21 protein-coding genes and 1 pseudogene are annotated in these 23638 nt (G+C 62.3%); 8 read left to right on the plus strand and 14 right to left on the minus strand.

Annotated elements, in window-relative coordinates:
- The 3 genes from AAHB17_RS22850 to AAHB17_RS22860 form a co-directional block, all read right to left on the minus strand.
- On the minus strand, positions 1-345 hold a 345-nt coding region (locus AAHB17_RS22850; protein ID WP_342133366.1), incomplete at its 3' end, for a molybdopterin-dependent oxidoreductase.
- A 10-nt stretch (positions 346-355) separates the two neighbouring features.
- Positions 356-2500, minus strand: a complete 2145-nt coding sequence (locus tag AAHB17_RS22855; RefSeq protein ID WP_342133367.1) for an acetate--CoA ligase family protein — start codon at positions 2498-2500, stop codon at positions 356-358.
- 44 nt (positions 2501-2544) lie between these two features.
- A complete protein-coding gene (locus AAHB17_RS22860; protein WP_342133368.1) occupies positions 2545-3282 on the minus strand; it encodes an enoyl-CoA hydratase/isomerase family protein in 738 nt (245 codons plus the stop codon).
- A 91-nt stretch (positions 3283-3373) separates the two neighbouring features.
- On the opposite strand from AAHB17_RS22860, the gene AAHB17_RS22865 reads away from it, so the two are divergent.
- On the plus strand, positions 3374-4291 hold the full coding sequence (locus AAHB17_RS22865) for a LysR family transcriptional regulator (protein ID WP_342133369.1): 918 nt from the start codon (positions 3374-3376) through the stop codon (positions 4289-4291).
- 4 nt (positions 4292-4295) lie between these two features.
- Here the strand turns inward: AAHB17_RS22865 and AAHB17_RS22870 are convergent, their stop codons facing one another.
- The gene (locus AAHB17_RS22870; RefSeq protein WP_342133370.1) at positions 4296-5279 is read right to left on the minus strand and encodes a Bug family tripartite tricarboxylate transporter substrate binding protein; all 984 of its coding nucleotides are present in this window, start codon (positions 5277-5279) and stop codon (positions 4296-4298) included.
- 253 nt (positions 5280-5532) lie between these two features.
- Here AAHB17_RS22870 and AAHB17_RS22875 point away from each other — a divergent pair, with 253 nt between their 5' ends.
- The 3 genes from AAHB17_RS22875 to AAHB17_RS22885 are packed head-to-tail and all read left to right on the plus strand — an operon-like array spanning position 5533 to position 9202.
- Positions 5533-6669: a zinc-binding dehydrogenase gene (locus tag AAHB17_RS22875; protein ID WP_342133371.1), complete on the plus strand. Its 1137-nt coding sequence runs from the start codon at positions 5533-5535 to the stop codon at positions 6667-6669.
- Positions 6670-6713: 44 nt separating this feature from the next.
- Positions 6714-7700, plus strand: coding sequence for a Bug family tripartite tricarboxylate transporter substrate binding protein (locus AAHB17_RS22880; RefSeq protein ID WP_342133372.1), 987 nt, complete (start codon positions 6714-6716; stop codon positions 7698-7700).
- Positions 7701-7705: 5 nt separating this feature from the next.
- Positions 7706-9202, plus strand: a complete 1497-nt coding sequence (locus tag AAHB17_RS22885) for an aldehyde dehydrogenase family protein (protein ID WP_342133373.1) — start codon at positions 7706-7708, stop codon at positions 9200-9202.
- A 340-nt stretch (positions 9203-9542) separates the two neighbouring features.
- On the opposite strand, the pseudogene AAHB17_RS24810 reads toward AAHB17_RS22885, so the two are convergent.
- The 3 genes and pseudogenes from AAHB17_RS24810 to AAHB17_RS22900 all read right to left on the minus strand — a co-directional run.
- A pseudogene (locus tag AAHB17_RS24810) lies at positions 9543-9752 on the minus strand (helix-turn-helix transcriptional regulator); the annotation flags it as partial.
- Positions 9753-9839: 87 nt separating this feature from the next.
- The gene (locus tag AAHB17_RS22895; RefSeq protein ID WP_342133375.1) at positions 9840-11222 is read right to left on the minus strand and encodes a type II toxin-antitoxin system HipA family toxin; all 1383 of its coding nucleotides are present in this window, start codon (positions 11220-11222) and stop codon (positions 9840-9842) included.
- A 4-nt stretch (positions 11223-11226) separates the two neighbouring features.
- Positions 11227-11544 carry a helix-turn-helix domain-containing protein gene (locus AAHB17_RS22900; protein WP_342133376.1) on the minus strand — a complete coding sequence of 106 codons (318 nt, stop codon included), beginning with the start codon at positions 11542-11544 and terminating at the stop codon, positions 11227-11229.
- A 748-nt stretch (positions 11545-12292) separates the two neighbouring features.
- Here AAHB17_RS22900 and AAHB17_RS22905 point away from each other — a divergent pair.
- A complete protein-coding gene (locus AAHB17_RS22905) occupies positions 12293-13363 on the plus strand; it encodes a porin (RefSeq protein ID WP_342133377.1) in 1071 nt (356 codons plus the stop codon).
- A 129-nt stretch (positions 13364-13492) separates the two neighbouring features.
- Here AAHB17_RS22905 and AAHB17_RS22910 read toward each other — a convergent pair whose 3' ends face one another.
- Genes AAHB17_RS22910 through AAHB17_RS22940 form a run of 7 tightly spaced genes read right to left on the minus strand, consistent with a single transcriptional unit; the run spans position 13493 to position 20699 of the window.
- Positions 13493-14395: an IclR family transcriptional regulator gene (locus tag AAHB17_RS22910; RefSeq protein WP_342133378.1), complete on the minus strand. Its 903-nt coding sequence runs from the start codon at positions 14393-14395 to the stop codon at positions 13493-13495.
- Between the two features lie 41 nt (positions 14396-14436).
- A complete protein-coding gene (locus AAHB17_RS22915) occupies positions 14437-15897 on the minus strand; it encodes an NAD-dependent succinate-semialdehyde dehydrogenase (protein WP_342133379.1) in 1461 nt (486 codons plus the stop codon).
- A complete protein-coding gene (locus tag AAHB17_RS22920) occupies positions 15897-16892 on the minus strand; it encodes a Bug family tripartite tricarboxylate transporter substrate binding protein (RefSeq protein ID WP_342133380.1) in 996 nt (331 codons plus the stop codon). The genes AAHB17_RS22915 and AAHB17_RS22920 overlap by 1 nt, the downstream gene beginning before the upstream one ends.
- 6 nt (positions 16893-16898) lie before the next feature.
- The gene (locus AAHB17_RS22925) at positions 16899-17687 is read right to left on the minus strand and encodes an RraA family protein (RefSeq protein WP_342133381.1); all 789 of its coding nucleotides are present in this window, start codon (positions 17685-17687) and stop codon (positions 16899-16901) included.
- 20 nt (positions 17688-17707) lie between these two features.
- Positions 17708-18310, minus strand: coding sequence for a glutathione S-transferase family protein (locus AAHB17_RS22930; protein WP_342133382.1), 603 nt, complete (start codon positions 18308-18310; stop codon positions 17708-17710).
- Entirely contained in the window at positions 18307-19722 is a 1416-nt protein-coding gene (locus AAHB17_RS22935) for an MmgE/PrpD family protein (RefSeq protein WP_342133383.1), read from the minus strand. Before AAHB17_RS22935 ends, AAHB17_RS22930 begins: the two co-directional genes overlap by 4 nt.
- Positions 19719-20699 carry a Bug family tripartite tricarboxylate transporter substrate binding protein gene (locus tag AAHB17_RS22940; protein WP_342133384.1) on the minus strand — a complete coding sequence of 327 codons (981 nt, stop codon included), beginning with the start codon at positions 20697-20699 and terminating at the stop codon, positions 19719-19721. Before AAHB17_RS22940 ends, AAHB17_RS22935 begins: the two co-directional genes overlap by 4 nt.
- Positions 20700-20823: 124 nt before the next feature.
- Between AAHB17_RS22940 and AAHB17_RS22945 the strand changes: the two genes are divergently transcribed.
- Genes AAHB17_RS22945 through AAHB17_RS22955 form a run of 3 tightly spaced genes read left to right on the plus strand, consistent with a single transcriptional unit; the run spans position 20824 to position 23528 of the window.
- Positions 20824-21825: a Bug family tripartite tricarboxylate transporter substrate binding protein gene (locus tag AAHB17_RS22945; RefSeq protein ID WP_342133385.1), complete on the plus strand. Its 1002-nt coding sequence runs from the start codon at positions 20824-20826 to the stop codon at positions 21823-21825.
- A gap of 32 nt (positions 21826-21857) precedes the next feature.
- Positions 21858-22685, plus strand: a complete 828-nt coding sequence (locus AAHB17_RS22950) for an amidohydrolase family protein (RefSeq protein ID WP_342133386.1) — start codon at positions 21858-21860, stop codon at positions 22683-22685.
- A 45-nt stretch (positions 22686-22730) separates the two neighbouring features.
- Positions 22731-23528 carry an HpcH/HpaI aldolase family protein gene (locus AAHB17_RS22955; protein WP_342133387.1) on the plus strand — a complete coding sequence of 266 codons (798 nt, stop codon included), beginning with the start codon at positions 22731-22733 and terminating at the stop codon, positions 23526-23528.
- The last annotated feature ends 110 nt before the right edge of the window (positions 23529-23638 follow it).

A 23638-nucleotide genomic window follows, 5' to 3' on the forward strand; every position in this document is an offset into this window, starting at 1 on the left:
ATGGAAACGGCCGGCGCTGGACCAGCCGTAGGAGCCGCCAAAAATCGCGTTCAACCCGTGCTCGCGCTGGACACGTTGCAGCTCGCTGGCGAGGCGGTCCAGCACCTCGGGCCAGGGCACCTCGACAAATTCGTCCTGACCGCGGCGGCTGTCGGGGCCGGGGCCGCGCTCCAGCCAGCCCTTGCGCACCATGGGCGCGGTGATGCGGGCGCGGTGCCTCAGGCCGGTGGTGAAGTTGTCGAGGATGGGGCTGGGGTCGGGGTCGCTGCCGTGTGGCTGCACCCTGAGCTGGCTGTCCCGCCATTCGGCGGTGAACACGCCCCAGTGCGAACTGTGTTTTTGCATCTTGGTTTCCTCAGATCACCACGGCGCGGGCATCGGCAATACAGATGTGGCTACCGCTGACGCGCACGGGGTTGGCATCGAATTCAAGCAAACGCTCGCCCAGTCCCGCAGCGAACGCACCGATGGCCTCGATGGTCTCGATCAAGCGCTCCAGGTCTACGGGCCTGGCCCCACGGTAACCCGCCAGCAAGGGGTACAGTTGAAGCTGCGTGAGTTGTTCCTCGACCTCTGCACGTGTGAAGGGCGCTGGCAGAATGCGCACATCGTGCAGCAGCTCCACCAGGGTGCCGCCCAGGCCCAGCACCACCATGGTTCCAAATTGAGGGTCCCATCGGGAGCCGACGATCAGCTCGACATCCGCCGGCACACTCTGCTGCACCAGGCAGCCCCGCATGTGGCCTGGTGCGAGGTGTTGTGCGGCTTGGCCCGCGATTCGCTCGTAGGCCTGCGCCACCGCTTGCTCGCTGTTCAAGTCCAGCGCCACGCCGCCCATGTCGCTTTTGTGGGTCACGCCCAGGGCATCGATTTTCATCACGACCGGAAAGCCGATGTCGCGGGCCAGGTGGATGGCCTCGTTGGTGTTGCGGGCCAGGCCCTGGCGCGGCACCGGTAAACCTGCCTGGGCAAGCAGGGCCTTGGTGTCGGCTTCCGACAGGGTAACCACGCAGCCTTGTGGGACGGGCAGCAGGTTCCTCAGCGCCGAGGGCGCCAGCGGCTTGGTGGCCGCTGGCGCAGGGCGGGCCAGCGTGCGACCGATGTCGCGCAAGCCGTGCAGCACGGTGGTGGCTGAGTGCAGACTGGCACACTCGAATTGAGCGGCCTCGCGCATGGCCTGGCTGGTGCCCTGACCGACCTCGCTGGCTTGGTTGACCAGGAACAGTGGTTTGCCACATTGACGCGCGGTCTCAATCACCACCTGGGTGCAGACCTCGGCGTATTTCTGTGTTGTCATGACATAGATGCCCGCGCCCACCGCGGGGTCGGCCATGATGGTGGCGGCGCACTCGCGCAGCGCGCTCAGGATGTTCTGGGGTGCTCCGTGCGAGGCGATCACGCCCACGTCCAGGGGCAATTGCAGGTGGGTCGGCGGAAGCCAGCGCGCCATGTTGTCGCGTGTGGGCTGGCTCAGGCTCGGCAGTTGAAAGCCGGCCTGCTCCAGCGCGTCCATGGCCAGGGCGCCGCCGCCGCCAGATGCGGTCATCACTGCCACACCGCCCTCGCGCCACGCGCCCACGCTGGACCAGGCCATGGCCACGTCCACCATGTCGATCACGTCTGTCATCAGCTGCACGCCCAGCTGCGTGCACACCGCCTCCAGACTGGCGTAGCCGCCGGCGAGGCTGCCGGTGTGGGACTGCACTGCCTGGGCCCCGCTTTCGCTGCGACCGGCCTTGACCACCAGCACCGGCTTGCCCGCTGCCACGCTACGCTGGCACAGGGTGCGAAAACGTTGGGGCGAGAGCAGCCCTTCGATGTAGAGGCAGATGATGTGGGTGTTGGCGTCGGCGATCAGGTAGTCAAAAAAGTCGCAGATGTCCAGATCGGCCTGGTTGCCCACCGAAATGGCCGAACTCAGGCCACTGCCGCAGGCGTAGGCGCGCGCCAGCATGGTGCCCATCAGCGCGCCGCTCTGGCTGACCACGCCGATGTGTCCCTGGATCATGTAGTCGTAGAACGCGGATGCCGAGGAGTTGCACAGGTTGAAGCGATGATGGGTGTTCATCAGCCCCATGCAGTTGGGCCCGATCAGACGCGTGCCGCGCTCGCGGGCGAGGCGCACCAGCGCTTGCTGGCGCAGGGCACCGTCGTCACCAGTTTCGGCAAAGTTGGACGAGATGACCAGGCAGCCAGCGACGCCGGCATCGGCGCATTCGCCAATGACCTGGGACACCTGTTCGTTGGGCACCGCCACGCAGGCCACGTCCACGACCTCGGGGATGTCGCCGATGGCGCCATAGGTTCTCAAGCCCTGCACCGGTTGAGCGGCCTGGGCTAGCTTGCGGTTGATCGGGTAGATCCGGCCCTGGTAGCCGTGGCGCAGCAGCAGATGCATGAGACCGCCACCCCACTTGCTGGTGTCGTCGGAGGCCCCATAAATGGCGACCGAACGGGCGTTCATGATGCGGTGGACTTGGTCTTGGCTGTCGAAATTCATGGCGGCAAACAGGTGGCTTTGTGGCAGGGGACGGGCGAGGCGGCTCAAGCGCCGGTGAAGCGCGGCGCTCGGCGTTCCCTGAACGAAGCCATGCCTTCCTGAAAGTCGGTGCTGCCCATCATGGCGCCCACCAGTGCGCTTTCGACGCTGAAGGTTTCGGCCGGCGCGCGTGGGGTGGTCTGAGCCGTCCAGCGTTTGATGGCCGACAGCACCCGGGGCGCCATCTGTGCCAGGGTTTGCGCCATCTGCAGCGCCGTGGTGTCCAGTTCGGCGCGTGGGACCACACGGTTGACCATGCCGACGTCGTAAGCGCGCTGTGCCGACATGGGTTCGCCCATCATCAGGAACTCCATGGCCACCTTCTGCGGGATGCGTGCCACCAAGCCGGCGGCTACGCCACCGAACACGCCCACGCGGGCCTCGGGGTAGGAAAAGCGGGTGTCGTCAGCGCAAACGATGAGGTCGCTCATCATGGCCAGCGTGAAGCCCAGGCCGATGGCCCAGCCCTGCACGGCGCAGACCACCGGTTTTGTCAGCTCCACTCCCATGCTGGGCAGGCACGTCCAGAAACCGGATGGCGGATCGGTCAGGTCGGCGCCGGCGCAGAAGTGGTCGCCATCGGCGCGCAGGACCAGCACACGTTGCCTGCTGGCTTCAAAGTCCTGCAACGCCTGGCGCAGACCGGCCACGGTGGCGCTGTTGAAGGCGTTGCGTTTGTTGGCGCGCGAGAGCGTCACCACACGAACGCCTGCGTCCATGTCCTGGGTTGAAATCAAGTCCAATTGTTGTCTCCTGCTGGTGGGTGCTGTCAGTGTGCTTGGGCCAAGACCATAGGTAAAATTGAAAGTTCAAGCCCAATCATCGGCAAACCCAATGAGATTCAACTTCGTGCAATTGCGTGCCTTTGTTGCAGCCGCCGAGGCGCTCAACTTCACGGTCGCTGCCGACCGGGTACACGTGGCCCAGCCGACCTTCAGCGCCACCATCCGCAACCTGGAGGAGGTGGTCGGTGCGCGGCTGTTCGAGCGCAATTCCCGCAAGGTGCGCTTGACGCAACTTGGATCTGAGTTTTTGCCGCTGGCACGGCGGGTGCTGGACGACGTGGAGCGCGCCGGCTCGGTGATGTCGGACCTGGTGTCCATGCGCAAGGGATCGGTGCGATTTTCGGCGTTGGCCGTGTTGTTTGCCGACCAGTTGCAACCTGCGTTGCAGCACTTTCGCAAGACCTGGCCTGGGGTGCGTCTGGAGTTGTTCGACTACACGAGTGGGCCGGCGCTGGATCAGCTGCGGCGCGAGCAGGTGGATCTGGCCATCGTGACCGAGCTGTCGCCCGAAAAAGACATGCACTACGACGGCTTGTGTGAGCGTTCCATCGTGGCCGTCCTGAACCCTGAACACCCCCTGGCCAGGGAACCCGTGCTGGCGTGGGAACGCTTGCTGAAGGAGCCCACTGTGTTGCTGCAGGGCGGCGGGCCTCTGGGGCACTATCTGGATCAGTGCCTGCTGGAGGCCGGCATGCAGTTGATGCCTGACTACCGTGTCGACCAGATCCACACCGCCGCAGGCATCGTTTCAGTCGGCCTGGCCATTGGAGTGATGTCCAACATCACCGCCAGCGCGCTGGAGAAACTGGGGCTGGTGGTGCGCGAGCTGCATGAGCCCTACATCACCCGGCCCCTGAGCCTGGCCCACTTGGCGGACCGGGAACTCTCGCCAGCGGCGCAGCAACTGCGGACGGCGGTGCTGGAGCGTTGGCAGGGTGGAACCTTGCTGAAGGCCGTGAGGGGTTGAAACACTATTCCACCGACAGTTTTGCCCGTGTCCTGACGTCGGTGAACAGCTTCATCTCGCCCTCCAGTTCGGCCCGAAATGCTGCGCTGCCCTGGTAGTTGGGCGACAGACCGAGGTCGAGCAGTTTTTTTCGTGTTTCTGGGTCGGCCAGCACCTTTTCGGTGGCTGCCTCCAGTTTTGCCACGATGTCTTTGGGCAGATGGGCCGGGCCGAAGAGCCCAAACCAGGCGGTGATGCCCAGCTCCGGCCCACCGGCTTCTTTGACGGTGGGCATGTTCGGCAAGGTGGGCAGGCGCGTCTTGCTGACCACCGCGAGGGCCTTGATGCGGCCGTCAGCGGCCTGCGGCAACACCAGGGGATCAAACATCAGCTGGATGCGGCCTGCCTTCATCTCCATCACCGCGCCGGCGCTGCCTTTGCCAGGGATGTGGACGATATCGGTCCCGGTCAGCAGCTTGAAGTATTCGCCTACAAAATTGCCAAAGGACCCTGAGCCCGAGGAGCTGTAGTTCAGTTGCCCGGGCGTTTTTTTAGCCAGAGCCACGAGTTCACCCACGTTGTTGACCGGCAGGTCGCCGGAGACGCCCAAAAAGGCGTGGGCGTCGGTGATCTTGGCCACCGACGTGAAGTGGTTGACGGGGTCGTAGGGCGCGGGAGTCTTGACCACCGGTTGCACCACCATGGCGCCGATGTTGGTGGACAGCAGGGTGTAGCCATCGGCAGCTGCGTTCATGACCTGCTGGGTGCCCACCACGCCGGCGGCACCGGCGACGTTCTTGACGATGAAACTCTGGCCGAAGATGCGTTGAAAGCCGTCGGCCAGGATACGTGCCGGTATGTCGTTGGTGCCACCGGGGTTGTAAGGCGAAACCAGGGTGACGGTCCTGGTGGGCCAATTGGTTTGGGCCAGGGCGGCGGTGAAGGGCAGGGCGGCGAGCGCCAGTACCAGGGCGTGCGCGGGCAGGCTGCGACGTGAAAGGGTCTGCATGGTGTCTCCAGGAGTGGCAAGGGCATCGGCATCTAGGCCGGCCGCTGACGATTGTGGCGATCGCCCGGCCACCCAAGCATCGAAATTTAAAGCGCAGCGATAGGTAGAACGAGCAGAGTGGCCATGGCGGGGGGCCGGGGCGTGTACCTGCCGGGGTGCATCGGTGGTTTCGATGATTGCGCTTGATCTTTCAATTTCCGAAGCAGATGCACCGCGCTGACACTCCGTTGCGATTCAACAGGAGACAAGCCTTATGCATGCCATGCCCGACGCCGCCCAGGCCCCAGGCCCCATTCCACCCGCCATGGGCCGTCTGGCCTACATGACGGAACCCGGCTCACTGGAAATTCGCGAATACGAGTTGCCTGAACTGGAACAGGGCACCGCCCTGCTGGAGGTGCTGCAGACCAATGTCTGTGGTTCCGAGGTCCACATATTTCAGGGCAAACACCCGCTGTTCCGTTGTGGAGGCATGGGCCACGAGATGGTGGGCCGTCTCATCGGACTGGGGGCGGGTCTGCATACCGACAGCGCCGGCACGCCGGTGAAGATCGGCGACCGCATCGTACCCGTGTATGCGGCCGTCTGTGGTCGGTGCGAGAACTGCAACCGTGGTGTCTACAACGCTTGCCTGGCGTCCTACCACCATTTCGCCAAGACCCACCTCCGGCCCCACTTCCACGGTGGCACTTTCGCCACGCACTACCACGTTCATGCCGATCAACCGTTTTACCGGGTGCCGGAGAACGTCAGCGACGCGGCTGCCTCCAGTGCCAACTGCGCCTTGTCGCAGGTGCTGCACGGTCTGGACCGGGCGCAGCTTGCCTTGGGTCAGACGGTGGTGATTCAGGGTGCCGGCGGCCTTGGTCTTTCGGCCTGTGCTGTGGCGCGGGAGCGAGGGGCGCGTGTGATCGTCATCGACAAATTGCCGGCACGCCTGGAAACCGCCAAGGCCTTTGGCGCGCACCACGTGATCAATTTTGACGAAGTTCCCGAGCTGACCGACCGCGTCAAACGGGTGCAACAACTGGCCGGCGCCGAGGGTGCCGACGTGGTTGTTGAGGTGACGGGCGTGCCTGCCGCCTTCGCTGAAGGCGTGCACTACCTGCGCCCGGAGGGTGTGTACGTGGTCATGGGCAACATCTCCCAAGGGCAGACCACGCCGTTTGATCCGGCGTTGGTGGTGCGCAAGTCGGCACGCATCGTCGGCGTCAACCGCTACCCACCCAAGTACCTGCATCAGGCCGTGGCATTTCTGGCGGGACCGGGGCAGGCCTATCCCTTCGACAGCCTGGTTGACCGCAGCTTCAAGCTGGACGAGACCAAGCTGGCCATCGACATGTCCGCGCGCCGCGAAGTTCAGCGCGCCACCATCTTCCCCAACCGCTGAGTTGGCGCTTCGCATCCCTTCACCCAACCACTCCAGGAGACACCATGTTCAATCGCAGAAGTTTTCTCGCCAGGACAGCGGGCGCCGTGTCAGCCTCCGCCATCGGCATGCCTTCGTTGGCACAGGTCGGCAATAAACCGCTGCGCATCGTCTGTCCGTGGCCGGCCGGAGGGGCCACCGACGTGTTGTGCCGCGCCATTGGCCAGAAGCTTCAGGGCACGTATGCGCAAACCGTGGTGGTTGAAAACAAAACCGGTGCGTCGGGGCGTCTGGGCGTGGAATACGTGAAGAACCAGGATCCCAACAGCAACACGATGGTGATCATCTCGGCCAGCAATTTTGGTGTTCACCCCTACGTCTACAAGAAAATTCCCTACGAGGCCAGCGACTTCACTCCGGTGGCCACGGTGTGTGACATTGAGTTCTGTCTCAGTGTGGGGCCCATGGTGCCTGCAGATGTAAAGACCCCCACCGACCTGATCAGGTGGGTGAGCGCCGATCCCGGTGCACGAGGCAAGATTGGCATCCCGGCCATGGGCTCGGTGGTGCACTTTGCGGGATTCCGCGCCGCCAAGGCCATGGGCCTGGATCTGACCTATGTGCCTTATCGGGGGGGGCTGCCGGTGGTGCAGGACGTGATGGGTGGCCACCTGCCGCTGGGATTCACCCAGGTCGGCGAGGCCTATGCACAGCAGGAAACCGGCAAGCTGCGCGTGATCGCAACCGCCGGTGCGCAGCGGCCCAAGGTGATGCCCAACACTCCAACGTTCAAGGAAATGGGTTTTGATGCGGTTGTGCCGGAGTGGGTGGGTTTCATCATGCCCGCCAAGGCGCCAGCGGCAGACGTGATGCGCCTGAATGCCGCCATCCGCGCGGCGGTGGAAACGGCCGAGGTGCGTGAGACCTTCGAGAAAATGAACTTCAAGCCACGCGGCAAGGACACGCCCGAGGACATGCTTCGCATGATGCGCGCCGACCACGAGCAATGGGGGCCCATCGTCAAGGCCACCGGTTTCACGATCGAGGAGTGATGGGCATGGACATGGCCATCAATGCAATGGCGCGCGCCCGCGCACCCTTTCTGACCGGGTCCATCCGAGGCCTGTTGATCGACGGCGCTTGGGAGATGGCGGCCGATGGGCGCAGCTTCGACTGCATCAATCCGTCGGACGGCAGCTGCCTGGCCACAGTGGCCCGCGCGGGTGCCGCCGATGTGGACCGTGCCGTTGTGGCGGCACGCCGTGCCTTCAACGGCGAGTGGAGCCGGTTCAAGCCAGTCGATCGGCAGAAATTGCTGTTGCGTTTCGCCGATCTGGTGGAAAACCACGCCGACGAACTGGCGGTGCTGGACAGTCTGGAAATGGGCGCGCCTATCGCCCGCACCAGCCTTGGCCGCGCGCGCTGGGGCAGCGTGATTCGCTTCTACGCCGGACTGGTCACCACCATTGGCGGTGACACGCTCACCAATTCGCTGCCTGGCGAGTTCGTGTCATACACCTTGAAGGAGCCGGTGGGTGTGGTGGGCGCCATCACACCCTGGAACGCGCCAGTGATCGCCAACCTGGCCAAGCTCGCGCCGGCCTTGGCGACCGGTTGCACTGTGGTGCTCAAGCCGTCCGAGGAAGCCTGCCTTTCGGCGTTGCGTCTGGGGGAACTGCTGCTGGAGGCCGGCCTGCCCAAAGGTGTGGTCAATGTGGTGCCCGGTTGGGGCGATGCGGGCGCGGCGGTGGCTGAGCACCCTGATGTCGACAAGGTCAGCTTCACTGGCTCCAACGCCACTGGCCAGAGCATCATCCGTGCGTCTGCCGGCAACGTAAAGCGCCTGACGCTGGAGCTGGGGGGCAAATCACCTGACATCGTGTTTGCCGATGCGGACCTCGACGCGGCAGTGCCTGGCGCTGCCATGGCGGTCTTCGCCAACTCGGGGCAGATCTGTTCTGCCGGCACGCGACTGTTCGTGCAGCGGCCGGTTTATGAGGAGTTCGTCCAGCGCGTGGCTGCTTTTGGCCGAGAGATGCGCATGGGGCACGCCATGGACCCGCAAACCCAACTCGGGCCGCTCGTTTCGGCGCGGCAATTGGACCGGGTGCTTGGTTACCTGGATGCCGGTAGGCAGGCAGGCGCACACACCATCAGCGGTGGGCGGCGGCTGGACCAGGGGGCGTTGGGCGCCGGTTTTTTTGTCGAGCCCACCGTCTTCACCGACGTGAAGGATCAGATGTGCATCGCCCGCGAGGAGATTTTTGGCCCTGTCTTGTGTGCCTTACCTTTTGACGATATCGACGATGTGCTGCCGCGTGCCAACGACAGCCTGTTTGGTTTGGGCAGCGGTGTATGGACCCGCGATCTATCCAAGGCACACCGTGTCGCGGCCGGCATACGCGCGGGTTCCGTGTGGGTGAACTGCTATCAGGCCATGGACCCGGCCATCCCATTTGGGGGTTACAAGGGAAGCGGTGTCGGGCGCGAGTTCGGCAAGGAGCATCTTGACCACTATCTGGAAACCAAGTCGGTGGTGATCCGCATTGGATAAATCCAGACCCAGGTGTTGGGGCGAAGTTTCTCGGTGCTTTCGTTCGTGCCACGCTGCCTAGTTGGCTATTGAGAGTCCTCTGCTGGAAGATATCGAGCTGGCCCACACGCTGATTTTTGTCGTCAAACTGGACCTCGAGTGTGGCCCGCTTCACGGGTGGCGGTGGCGAATTCGGTTGCGACACCTTCTTGTGCGAAACGGCGTCGACCGATTTGGGGCGGACCTCGGCCGCTGGCACCACGTTGGCCAAATTCGGCTGCAGGTCAAGCACCTTTTGCAGGTCCCGCAACTGGCCGAAGGCCGAAAGTGCCGCGGCAATGTAGCCGATGGCGGTGCCTGGCGCGCCCGCTTCCATGCGGCGGACGGTGCGCAGGCCTACCCCGATGTGTTCCGCCAGTTTTTCCTGGGTCCCACCATGTTGCTGACGCACCTGTGCAATACGCTGCCCCAGGCTGCGCAGGGCTTCAACTTCAGGTAACGGGGACAGTGGGAGCAATTGAACCTCTCGAATCTGGTGAGTCAGAACTGGTGAGCAGTCAAATCTGACCACTTATTGTTGGATTGATATTGGTTGTCTACAGGGGCGGAGTGGTGCCCTGTTCGGTGGCCATGCTCACGCGGGTACTGGGCTTGATCGTCACGCCGTGCGCGCGGACGGGCGTCGGCGGGACCGCCAGTCATGCAGCAGCTGCCGAGCGCTGCCGGTATGTGCGTTGTCAAAGATGGGCTGCATCCGCTCGATGTCATTGCGGCTCATGCCCACGGCAAACAACGAGGCCGCTGCCGACCATCCACTGACGATGCGGATCAACTGTTCAAGGATTTCAAGCGCCTCAACCGAGCCCACTTGGAAATCGGGGGCCGCCCGCAGCAGCAGCTCCACGTCGGTCGGGCCCGCCAGTCTGGCGCCCGGGCGAGGGCCGCCACCGAGTTCTGCAGGCGTGCCCGGTGTCAGGTCGTAGGCGGGGGCCAGTTCCCAGCGGTTTGCGCCCACGTGCAAGAAATCTATCTTGTGGAGGTCGGCGTCTGGCTTGTTGATTAAGAGCTTGAACACCTGGCGCCGCCACAGCTCGCGGGCATCCGCCTTGAAATTTTTGCAGCACTGGCGCATGCCACGCAACAGCCCATGGTGGTCGATGACTTCACCGTTGTGCGCTTGCAGCAACGTTGTTGCGCGCATGTAGTGCCGACGCCCGCCAGCAGTTGCCCGATCGAAGCGCTGGACAATGGCAACGGGGGTGTTGACGATCAGTTTCAACCGCGTGTCCGCAACACGGATACCGGCGGTCTTGGCCAGGTACGTGGCCAAAACCTCGGCGCGCGTGATGGGGTATCGATCGAACACGCTGGGGAACTTGGCCAGCGCCAGCGTGCCGACTTCCTGGACAAACGAGCACTTGGGACGCGACCCCCCGAGCGAGGTGGCGCTGTAGACCAGCAGCATGAGTTGCCGGTGATCTTCCGTTTCATTCTCGAAGGCGTGGGCCGCGTTGATCATCGCTTCCAGGTCAAAGATGCGGGGAAGCAGTTTCCAATTCACAGAGTTATTCCGGCGATCGCTACCGAGTGGGCGCAGGCGCAGTGCACCCACCCGGCAAAAGTCGTGCACGGCACACAAGCGGTCCGCATCGTTGAGATCAACAGAAGCGCTGGCGGAGCGGTCGAGCAAACCCTGCTCATCGGCTCGTTGAACGACCCGGTGTGCGAATCCACTGGGCAGCGTGTCGGCCAAGGTCCCGAAGAACGGCGCCTGGTGGGGTGTCTCGGCCCGCTGACACTGGCTGGAGCCAATCAGGCGAAGGTCCGGGGAAATGTTGAAGCTGTTCTGCCGCTCAAGCCATTGGCGGCTGTAGGTGAACATCGAACACTCGGTGCTGCCGTTCTTGTGGTGCAGCAGTTTGCCGAGCACGCGGTGGTCCTGGCCCAGCGTCACTTCCAGGGCCCGGTCGATACGAACGCCATCTGCACCAGTGGGCACCAGCAAGGACAAGTCCTGTGGGGCATCGGTTGTCGTGTTCATGGGGTCAGACCTTCTCCGACGCGCGGCGGCGAATCCGCTGGGGCAGCTGTTCGTCCTGAAGCATCAGGCCGATGGCATCGTTCGGGGTGTCGAGAAGCGCATTGAAGCTCCCAAGTTCGCCCAAGGCGCAGAACACACCGATCAGGTGCTGGAGCGCGATACCCGACTCACCTTTTTCGAGGCGGCGGATGGTGCTCTCGGAGGCACCGATTTGCTCGGCCATATCGGCTTGACTCAAGCGGCGCCGGCGGCGGGCCCGCGAAATTTTTGCGCCAAGGTGACCAAGCGCCCGTTCGATGGGCAGGGTAGGGGGTGGGGGCATGGCAGGTTCCTGAGTGAAAACACTGCCTGGATTGGACCGTCACGACCTGGGCCCTGACTGCCCTTGACTTCACTTTACCTCAAGACAAACCTTCAAGTTTTCCCTGCAAAGTCGTCTGAGTGGTCAGGTTCTGGCGGTTGCAAACGCCGAAAACGACTTTTCGCACGTGAACAGACTTTGGGCGCAGAGGGTGTCCTGCGTTTGAGCGAGTTGTTCAAGGGGACCGGCATACGCATTCAAGCGCACGGGGGCTGTGAGTTCATGGCCAGGTGAATGCTTGTTCGATAGCGCAACTCTGATGTGCGGGATGTACCTAGCTTCTGTGAGTTCCCCGGGCTCGGGTTCACGTTGGGGGCGCTCCAGTTCACCAACGTGTGCAAGGCTCAACCGAGGTCGCCGAGGGACGTTCCCGCCTGGCCTTCTTCCATGTAGGCGGTTGGCCAAGGCGATGTTGTATCCCATGCCTTGCCGGGTGGACTCGATGGGCGGCGGAACGACGGTACGCAATTTGCCCCATATCTGGATAGCTAACGGTTCTAAACAGGCAATTTCTGACGGTATCTGGGCGATGGATGGTGAAGAAGCACGATGCGCAACGGTTGTCGCAATCTACTAAAAATAATGTTTTCTTTATACAACGGTAAAAGAAAAATTCTCGACATAAAAGAAAACATAAAATAAAGTGCGTTTGGCACGCTCGTGCACAAGGCTCAGGACCGAGCTCGGTCCTTTCAATGGAGACAGCAAAGTGAAACGTACAACTCTCGCGATCGCCCTGGCGGGCATGGCCGGCTATGCGTCGGCCCAGTCCGGCGTGACGCTCTATGGCGTGGCAGACGTCATGATGTCCAGCGGCTCTGGGTCGTTGTCCAATATGACAACGATGGGGTCTGGCGGCAACATGACCTCGCGATATGGCTTTCGAGGCGTGGAAGACATCGGTGGTGGCCTTCGGGTGGGCTTCAATTTGGAAGCTCAGGTCTTCATGGACTCTGGAACGGGCCAACCGTCCAACACCAACAACCAGCCATCGGGGGCGGGCGCAACAACGGCCACGGCGTTCAGCTTCGCTCGTCGATCCACGGTCAGCGTGATGGACGCCTGGGGCGAGGTACGCATGGGCCGTGACTTCACTGCGCACTACCGCAACCGGGTGGAAGTCGATCCGTTTGGAAACGCAGGTGTAGGTGCCGCACAGCCCTTTGCTGGGTCGATTGGAGGCGTCGTGAGCACGCGCGCTTCGAAGATGATTGGCTACTTTCTGCCAAGCTCCGCCACAGGCTTGTACGGCCAGGTTCAGTACTACTCAGGCGGCAATCCGGATGGAACAGAAACCTCCAAAGATGGCAACGGCTTGACGGCGCGAGTGGGCTATGTGATGGGGGGCTTGAACTTGTCCCTGGCCTCCGGGCGCACGACTTACGCCACCACGGCCACTGCAGGTGACATCGCATCGACCAATCTGGGCGTTCAGTACCAACTGGGCAACCACAAAATCATGGCCGGGCTGTATCGCGACAGCTTGAACAAGGCCGTGCAGATGAAGGCCGACGGCTGGTTGCTCGGTGGCATCTTTAACGTCGGCCCGGGCGATTTGAAAGTGGCGTTGTCCGAATACGGCACCGACGCTGCAGGCAGTCCAAACGTGAAAAAGCTGGCGATTGGGTATGTGCACAACCTGTCCAAGCGCACGGCGCTCTATGGCACGTGGGCGCGGGTGTCGAACTCGGGTGGGGCCTCCACGGCGTTGAATGGCGCAAAAACGGCTGCAAACACCTCGTCGTCCGGGTTTGACATCGGCGTGCGGCACCAGTTTTGAGGCCAGGGCTGGAAGAACACCAGCCAGACGACGCGAAAATCTTCAAGGTTGAGCCAGCGCTGCTGGCTCTTTTTTTGTGCATTCGGGATGCGCGCTGCCTGTGCGTGCAAGGCCCGTCACGGGGCGGATTCAGGCGGCTCGTTCGGCAAGCGGAATTGCAGAAGCAATTTGTTCCGCCTTTGCGATGAGCGTAGGGACAAAATCAACCGCGGCCTTCATCTCTACGGCCATGGCAGGCCCGATCATCAACAGACTGCCAACGACCTTTCCGTCCCGCCGCAAGATGGGCACGGCCACGCTGTGCATGCCTGGATTCATGCGGCCAATGGTCTGCGCGAATCCTTGCTTGCGGATGTGCGACAGCACGGAGCGGAAGTCTTTCCAAGATTCACCCAGCCCCGCCTGTGAGATCTGTGCAGCGCTGGACAAGTAGATCGACTTGATTTGATGCGGAGGCAGGTTGGCCAGGATGGCTTGAGAACCCGCGCCACTGAACAAGGGCAACACCGTTCCCCGTCCGCGGAGGATTTTCATCGGGGCGCCCTTGTACACAATTTCGTCAGGTCCGACCTTGTAAACACACAAGGCCGCGTCCTTGTAGAAGGCACACAGCAGAAAAGTCCGGTTCTCCGCGAAGCTTTGCAGACTGTCCATCACCTCGCGTCCAGCCAGCAGCAGCGGGTCCGACAACTGGAGCAAGCGCTCCAGTTCAACGATGCGGCGGCCCAGCGAATAGACCCCCTTGCCCTGCTGGGCCAGGAGGCCGGCATCACACAACTCCTTGAGGTAGCGATAGGCCGTCGACTGGACAATGTTGAAGCCCTGCACCACTTCTTCAACACGGATGCTGGGGCGATCCAGGGTGAAGAGGTCCAGAATTTGAAGCAGCCGTGTCAACGCGCTGGTTGAGACGGCCTCTTGCTCTGGAGCTCCCGGCAGGTGGCGGGAGGGGGCGACCGCCTGAGGTGCTGAGTCCTGGACGGGCAGTGCGTCAGATGTGCTTCTCACTGGTTCCTGGTCGGTATGCTGCATGATGAACGCCAATGCTACATTGTGACTGAACCGGTCCACTGTCACCTGCTGAGGCCGCCCAGGCACATGTATTTCGTCTCGAGGTAATCGTCCAATCCCAGGTACGAGCCTTCGCGTCCATACCCGGAGTCTTTGACCCCGCCAAAGGGCGCGACTTCGGTCGAGATCAGTGCTTCGTTGACCCCCACCATGCCCACCCGCAGCCGCCGGCCCACCCGCCAAATACGGGCTGAGTCGCGGGTATAGAAATAGGCGGCCAATCCGGCTTGGCTCTGGTTGGCGGTGTCCAGGACTTCTGCTTCGGTGGAAAACGGCATCACCGCAATCACCGGACCGAACGTCTCCTCGTGAAAGATCCGCATGCCCACTGTCAGTCCAAGCAAGACCGTGGGCTGAAAGAACAAGGGCCCCCACTGTGGCAACCGCTGCCCTCCGAAAAGAAGCTTCGCGCCTTTGTCCACTGCGTCCTGTACATGGGCCTGGACCTTGTCCACAGCCGCTGCGTTGACCAGCGGACCGATATCGGTGGACTCCAGGCTTGGATCTCCGACAGACAGGGCCGAGACCGCTTTCGTGAGCTTGTCGGTGAATGCTGCGCAGAGGTCCTGGTGGACAAAAAAACGGTTGGGACTGATGCAGGTTTGCCCGCTGTTTCTGAACTTGGCGGCCACCGCTCCTTGAACCGCGGCATCCACATCTGCGTCATCAAAGACGATGAACGGCGCGTTGCCTCCCAACTCCAGAGACAGGCGTTTCAATGTGGTGGATGCACGCTGAGCGATGCCTTTGCCGACGGGCGTGGACCCTGTGAAAGACACCTTGCGAACGGCATCGGATCGCATCCACACATCGCTGAGTTCCGATACCCGTTCGCGGGACGATGGAGCAACGTTGATGACACCCGGCGGGATACCGGCATCGATCGCAAGTTGTGCCGCATAGAGGGCGGTCAGCGGGGTGTCTTCAGCAGGCCTTACCACCACAGTGCATCCCGCCGCAAGCGCGGGCGCGATCTTGCGTGCAAGCATGGCGTAGGGAAAGTTCCAGGGTGTGATGATGGCCACAACACCCACGGGCTCGCGTGTGACGAACAGCTGTCGCCCCGGGAAGGGGGACGGGATGGTCGTGCCGTAGACACGCCGTGCTTCCTCGGCAAACCAGCGGACATAGCCGTTTCCGTAGGACACCTCAGCGCGGCTGTCTCGAATGGTTTTGCCCAGTTCGAGGCTGATGGTCCGAGCCAGCGTTTCCGACGCTTGCACCAGACGGTCGTGCCAACGCAACAGCAGCGACGAACGTTCCGCGGCAGTCCGGGTTGACCAGGTGTCAAAGGCGGTGCTCGCCGCCGACAGCGCAGCTTCGGCGTCGTGCGCGCCACAATCGGCGACTTGAGCCAGTGTGGTGGCATCAAAGGGGTTGGCGACATCAAAATGACGGCCATCCGAAGCCTGTACCCAGCTTCCGCCGATCAAGGCGGAGCCCATTTCTTGAAATGGCAGCATCACTGGAGTGCGTCCGCCGTCACATGGTTGTCGGTGATCACCTTGCGCCACTTCTGGGTCTCGCCTTTCACCAAGTCCTTCAGCTGATCCGCATTGAACTGCATGGGGGCGCCACCCAGATCCCGCAAGCGCTGGATGACGCGCGGGTCCTTGAGCACGTGGCCCATCTCGAATGACACTTTCTCAACGATGGAGGCAGGCGTGCCCCGTGGCGCGAACAGACCAAACCAGCCGGTGGCGTCGAATCCGGGAAAACCAGATTCGGCGACGGTTGGTACGTTGGGGAGGGCATCGACCCGCTTTTGCCCAGTCACGGCCAAGGCACGCAACTTGCCTGCTGTCACCATGGGCATCAGTGTCGCCAGGTCGCCAGAAAGAAAATTGACTTGACCACTGACCACGTCGTTCATGGCCGGCGAAGCGCCTCGGTATGGGACATGCAGCATGTCCACCTTGGCCATGCTTTCGAGAAGCACGCCCACCAGGTGGTTCGTCGTGCCATTGCCGGGAGAGGCGAAGCTGAGCTTCTGCTTCTTCCCCAGCTCGACCAGGCTGCGTATGTCCGTGGCGTTGACCTGCGGATTCGACGCGATCAGGTAGGGAATCGACGCGATGCCCGAGACAGCGACAAAGTCGCGGTCCACCTGGTACTTGATGGTGGAATAGAGCAGCGGATTGAGCACCATGGTGCCGTTGCTGCCCAGGGTGAAGGTGTAACCGTCGGGAGCGGCGGTGGCGCCCGCCGCCGTTCCCAGGCTCCCCCCCGCGCCAGGTTTGTTCTCGACAATAACCGGCTGCCCCAAACGTGTCCCCAGTGATTGGGCAATGGCGCGTGCCACCGCGTCGGTGCCACCGCCTGCGGCATAGGCCACGACCAGCTTGATGGGGGCATTGGGGTAGGGGTCGGCCGCGTGTGCCGAGATCGACGACAGGCTTGCCGCCACCAGGGTGGCCAAGCCGGTTCGAGCGCCGAAGCGCAGGGGAGGTGTGTCCATGGTCGTTCAGTCGTAACGCTTGCGGAACAGGGGGCGAAGCTCGGAGATCGGTGCCTTGGATGCGATCAGGTCCCGCATTTTGTCTTCAGCCGCGCCAATGGTCTCTGCCTCGGTGACGAGGCGCTCGATATATTCGCTCGGCACCACACAAATGCCCGACTCATCCGCGACGATCAGGTCTCCGGGATACACGACCACGTCATGCAGGCGCACCGGGCCATTGATTTCCATGGCCTCCATGCGGAACTTGCCGGTGATCGGGGTCACACCAGCGGCCCAGATCGGGAAGTCGATCTCTTTGATGGCCGGCAGATCACGGATGGCACCGTTCACGACCGCACCCACGAAACCGGAGGTCTTACCCACCAGGGCCGATTGACCACCCATGTTGGAGACGTCCAGGTTGCCGCCAAAGTCCGCCACCAGCACGTCGCCGGGCTCGGACAGGTAGTAGATCTCGCGGGTCGACATCTTGATGGGCTCTTTGTCAAAGGCCGCCTGTGTTGGCGTCTTGCGCTCCGGCATCGAGCGCAAGGTCACGGCGGTGCCCACGATGCGCTTGCCGGCGAACAAGGGCTTGATGTGAGAGGCCGCCACGGCCCCCAGCACACCGTAGCTGTCCAGCAGATCAGAGACGGTGGTTGTCATGTCCGGCAGCGCGAGGTAGCGCTCGATCACGGATTTTTCCGGACGTGGAAACTTGATCTTGCTGATGCGTTCGACAGGGACTTGACCCCAGACGCGGCCCAGGCTCTTGTACTCTTCGTAGTCTTTCAAAACTTCTTCGCGGCTCATGATGTGCTCCGTGTGTGAACTTATTGGCCAGGATGGCGGGTCGTAGAAAAGCTGGGGCGCTGGCTGATGCGGTCAAACCACGCCGACAGCTGGGGCGCTTTGCCGCGCCAGCCGAGATCGGGGAACCTGAAGTCCAGCCAGCCAATCGCACATGCCACGGCGATGGCACCGATGTCTTCATCGGCCGGCAGGTTCTTGTCCAGAAAGTCGAAGCCGCGCATGACCTTGCCCAGTTGTGCGTCTACCCATTTGTCGTAACGGTAGGTCTCGGGTCGGCTTTGCTCAAAACGGACCAGTTGTGCGGACTCCAGCATGCCGTTGGCCGCGGCGTTGCATCGCAGCGCGTGCCAACGAGCGGGGCCGTTGGCCGGGAACCACTGCTTGTCGCCCGCCAGGGCACTGAGATATTCGCAGGCGACGGTCGAATCGAACAGCGACATACCCTTGTCGTCGGTCAACACAGGGATCTTGCCCAGCGGATTGATCGCGGTGACGTCGGGGTTGGGCTCGTAGGGCGACAGCGTCAGGGCCTCGCGGGCAATTTGGCTGTCGAGTCCCAGTTCGATACCCAGCATCACGACCTTGCGGACGTAGGGTGAATTGGGGCTGTATTTGAGTTTCATGTCGTTTCCTTGTTGAGAACCAGTTGTTGAACAAGACCACGGAACAGCGGCAGCTGTTCGAGGTCGCGGAGTTGTGGAAACAGCCCCGAGGCGTGTTGGGTGCTGAAGCCGGCTGATTGGAGACAGCCGATGAATTTCGACTCGGCCTGGTCCCAGGTCATGGGTCGGTCCGGGTGGCCAGGTGCGTACCGCACCCGCTTCTCCAACGTGCGGCCGTCGGTGGTGTCGACCTCGACGTGAACCTCGCCGCGGCTGCCGTAGCTCTTCGAGTTGAAATCCGGATAGGCCGCAACACATTCGGAGCTTTCAACGACGTCGATCCGTTCGAGCATGGTCTGCACGTCGCTGGCCACCACACGTGTCTGGTGGAACGATGGCAGTCCCGGCATCTGGTCCAGTGCGGTCACCGCCAGCGCGTAAGGCATGCTGAACAGGCTTTCGAAGTGCGTCTTGGGGCGGGAGAACTTCAAGGGAATCAGGCCACCGGGTGGCACCCGGCACCGAATCTTCTGAATCTCCGACGCATCAACCTCAAGTGCCTTCATCAGGTGAATCAGCGCATCCATGCCGCGGTGATTGGCGTAGCAGCAGGGGAACAGCTTCAGCGTCACGCCGGGCTCGTCGAACACCCAGGGCTTGCCAAACGGCGTTGGCATGTTGTCGACGTTGGACGCCGGACTGCCGTAGGCCGAGAAATAGCCGCCTTCGGCTTCAAAGATGGATTCGCATGCGGTCAGGCCAGCCTGGGCCAGCGCCACGGCCGCGACGGCATTTCTCGCCGCCCAGCCACTGTGCAGCGGCTTGGTCATGGTGCCAAAGTTGCCCTGAACGCCGCTCGACATGGAAGCCGCCAGGCCCAGGCTGCGTTTGAATATGTCGGGGTCCAGGTGGTGGATGCGGGCCAAGGCGGCTACTGCAGAGAACAAGGCGATGGTGCCTGTCGCATGAAAGCCCCGCTTGTAGTGGTCCAGGGTCATGGCCTGCGCCATGCGGGCACCCGCTTCGACACCCACGGCATAGGCGTCGAGGACCCGTTCACCTGGTGCATCCAGCGCCGCATCGGTAGCCATCAGCGCCGCCAGGACCACGGCGCTGGGGTGCGCCGGCATCAGGGACAGGACGTCGTCGAATTCCAAGGCGGCCGCCATCGTGCCGTTGATGAGCGCGGCATGCTCTGCGGATGCCTGTATCGATGTGCCCAGCACCAGCTTGTCAGGCAAGGCGGATGGCTGCGCCAGCACGTAGCTGCGAAGTGGCCCCACAACGTCGCTGGTGGCGCCGGCGACGGTGGCAGAAACGGTGTCGGCAAAGACCAGTTTCACGCGGTCCAGGGTGTTGCCTGTCGACCGGATGTCCGAGCAAACAAAATCCGCCACAAGTTGGGCCAGGTCGCCCGATCGATCTCTCTTCATGATTCCTCCGTGATTTTTCGCGTGGTGATCAGATCACCCCACCGCACCGTGTCTCGGGCGATCTGTTGCACAAAGTCTTGCTGTGACATGGGGTTGAGCGTGATGCCTTCCTCAGCCCATCTTTTCCGCGCCTCAGCGGATTCCAGGTACCGGTTGGATTCCTCGTTGAACTTGCGGACCACATCCGGGGGGATTCCAGCCGGGCCGAACAGTCCCCACCACAGCTCGGAGCTGTACCCGGGCAGCACTTGCGAGATGGGGGGGACGTCGGGAAGAATGCTCAACGATTGGGTGCCCGTGACGCCGAGGGCACGCAGCTTGCCGGTGCGGATGAGCGGTAGGACATTCAAGACGTTGCTGAATGCGGCGTTCACCACGCCACCCACCAGTTCTGTCGTGGCCTGTGAAATGCCCTTGTAGGGGACGTGCATCATTTCCACGCCCGCCATCTGTTCGAACATGGCACCTGCCAGGTGCCCCGCGCTGCCGTTGCCCACGGAGGCATAAGAAACCCCTTCACGCGTGGCCTTGGCCAGCGCGACGAATTCACGCAGGTTGTTTGCTTTCACCGACGGATGGACCGTCAGGATCAAGGGCGTCGAGCCTGCCATGGCCAGCGGCGTGAATTCTTTCACCGGGTCATAGCGGCCACTTTTTCGTTTCATCAGCGGGCTGATGACGTGGGTGGCGATGCTGCCCATCAGAACCGTGTAGCCGTCACCGGGCGCTTTGGCAACGATCTCCGTGCCCAGCGTCCCGTTGCCACCCGGCTTGTTGTCTACGACAACCGCTTGTCCCCAGGCGCGCTCCCAATGTGTCTTCAGTCCACGCGCCAGCACATCGTTGCCGCCGCCAGGCGGGTAGGGCACGACAAGTCGGATCACCTTATGGGGAAAGGGGGAAGTCGCTTGCGCCTGTCCGATGAGTGGTGCCAGTGCCATGGCCCCCAAACAGGACCTTCGAGTGATGAGTGTCATCGGCGTGTCTCCAATCTGTTGTTTACCTGAGCCGGGATTTTAGATATACTTTTCCCGTCAGGCAAGAAAAAGTTAATTTCCTCGTATGAGGGATTGTACTGACTTCACATCAACGGAGACACACATGACTCAGCCAAATTCTTCAAGGTGGGCCGCCCGGTGGGCCGCTCTTGTGGGCGCACTCCTGGCGTTCAATGGCACGGCGGTGGTGGCCCAGACCTACCCCAGCAGCCCCATCACGATCGTCTCGCCCTTTGCCGCTGGTGGCACCAGCGATGTCGTCGCGCGCGCGGCGGGGCGGTTGATGGAGCAGGACCTGGGTCAACCCGTCCTGGTGGTCAACCGCGCGGGAGCTGGTGGAACGGTGGGGATTGGATCGGTGACCAGCGCTGCAGCGGATGGCTACACGTTGGTGATGGGCGGTTTGGGATCGGTGGTGTTCCCGTCGGTGGTCTACAAAGGCCGCATCAAATACGACGCCAGCCGCGACCTGATTCCGGTCGGCGCCGTCGGTAGCGCCCCCACCGTCATCGCCGTGCGCGCCTCACTGCCGGTGAGCAGCCTTCAGGAACTGGTGGCAGCTGCCAAGGCCAAACCCAATGGCCTGTCGTTTGCGTCCGCGGGTGTGGGCGGCACCCTGCATGTCGCGGGCGTGCTTTTTGAGCGCGAGGCGGGGGTCAGCCTGAACCACATTCCGTACCGGGGCGGTGCACCCGCCATGACCGATCTGGCCGGCGGGAACGTTGACGTTGCATTTGCGGACCTGACCCTGGTCAAGCCTATGCTGACATCCGGGCGCATCCGGGTGCTCGCCATCGCGAGTGGCGAGCGCAGCCCAATGCTGCCGGACGTGCCCACCACCGCGGAGGTAGGGCTGCCGGGCGTGCACCTCGACACGTGGTATGGCCTCTTTGCGCCGAGCGGCACCCCGCCCGTGGTCGTCAACCGCTTGCGATCAGCGTTGGACAAGATCAAGTCCAACCCTGCGCTGGGCAACACCCTATCTGCACAAGGGTTGCTTGCCCTGAAGGGCTCGGCCGCCTCTTTTGAAGCCCAGTTGAAAAAGGACTTTGAAGTGTGGCCGCCCTTGCTCAGTCGCATCTGCGCTCAAAGTTCCTGCGAATAAACCCCTCCTCCACACACCAACAGGTATCCATCATGAAAATCATCGACTCCCAACTCCACTGCTTCTACCCCGACACGCCGCAACGCCCGTGGCCGGCAGGCGCCACGCCCGTTCATGGACCCTCGTTCACGATCGAGCAGGCCACCGAACTGCTGGACAAGCACGGCGTGCAAGGTGCCGTTCTGGTGCCCCCCAGCTGGAACGGCTGGGACAACCAATATTCGCAAGACGCAGCCATTGCTCAGCCGAAGCGATTTGCCGTCATGGGCCGGTTCGACTTCGAGGCACCGGATGCCAAGGAGCGGCTGCGGCATTGGCGCAGTCAGTCCGGCATGAACGGCGTGCGCCTGTTCGTCTCCGGTACGCCCTGGATGCAACTGCTGAACCCGGAGTACGCCTGGGTATGGCAAATCGCCGAAGAAACTCGTTTGCCGGTGATGTCCACCATCCCGGGCAACATCGCAGGCTTCGAGCCCATCCTCGCTCAATTCCCTGAGTTGCGGTTGATCATCGATCACGCCGGGCGCCATCCCCGGGGGGCCATGGACGACGGCGCCTGGGCCGATGCCGACGCGTTGTATGCGCTCGCGCGCTTCAAGAATGTGTCGGTCAAGGTTTCATCCTTGCCGTGCTTCAGCACCCAGCCCTACCCGTTTGCCAATCTGCATGTCCACATCAAGTCCATCTATGACAAGTTCGGGCCACAACGCATGATGTGGGGCAGCGACGCCACACGCCTGACCTGCACTTACGACGAGAACATTCGCCTGTTCACCGAGGCAATGGACTTCCTGTCGGCCGAGGACAAGGAGTGGATCATGGGGCGTTCCATTGCGAACGCACTGGACTGGGATATCTGACCACACGAAGGGGGCCGGCCCTGTGGCGGCGCCCAAAGGACACCCATGGACAAGCAACACGGGAACCCGAACGGCCTGAAAGAAAAACTGCGCACAGGTGAACCCAGTTATGTGTTCGCTGTGCGGTCCATCAGGGACACAGGCATCGTGAATATTGCGTTGGCGGCGCAGTACGATGCCGTCTACATCGACTTCCAGCACAGCCCGATCGCACTGCACGAGGCCGCCAATGTGTTTCATGCTGGCGCGCATGGTGGATTGACCGTGCTGGCCCGTGTGCCTGCTGCCGATGTGTCCTTGGTTGCAAGGTGCATCGACGCGGGCGCTCACGGACTGATGCTCGCGGACCTCCGTGACGCTGAACAGGCCCGGCGCTGTGTGGAGGCGGCACTTCTCCATCCGATTGGCAACAGGTCTTTCGGGATGCCTGTCGACCCGCGGTTCATGGGGATGTCGGGTGCGGTGTTGATGCAGGCGATCAACCAGGCGACGCTGTTGGTAGCCATGATCGAAAGCGAGCAGGCCGTCGATGGTGCCGAGGCCATTGCCGCTATCGATGGCATTGACGCTGTCCAGATCGGTACCGCAGATCTGTCCGCGTCCATGGGGGTGCCGGGTGATTACGGTCACCCACGTGTTCAGTCAGCCTATCGAAAGGTCGCTCTTGCTTGCAACGCGGTCAAGAAGCCGTTGATCATTGGCGGAATCCGAAACCCAGCATATTTGCAGCCCTATATCGCCTTGGGCGCAGTGCGGTGCTACTTTGTGGGTAGCGACACAGGCTTCTTGCTGGATGCCGCTCGCCAAGCTAAGAGCCGCCTTCAGAGTGACATTCCACACTGACGTTACGTGTGCTCCGAGCCAATTTTCCGTAACTGAAGTGTCCACATGCCAGCCCCTTCCTTAGACCGATGGCGTGGTGTTTTGGGTGAGCACGGAATACTCCGCTAGTT

Origin of the sequence: Hydrogenophaga sp. OTU3427, assembly GCF_038440225.1 — a bacterium.
In the GTDB taxonomy this organism is placed as follows: Bacteria; Pseudomonadota; Gammaproteobacteria; order Burkholderiales; family Burkholderiaceae_C; genus Hydrogenophaga.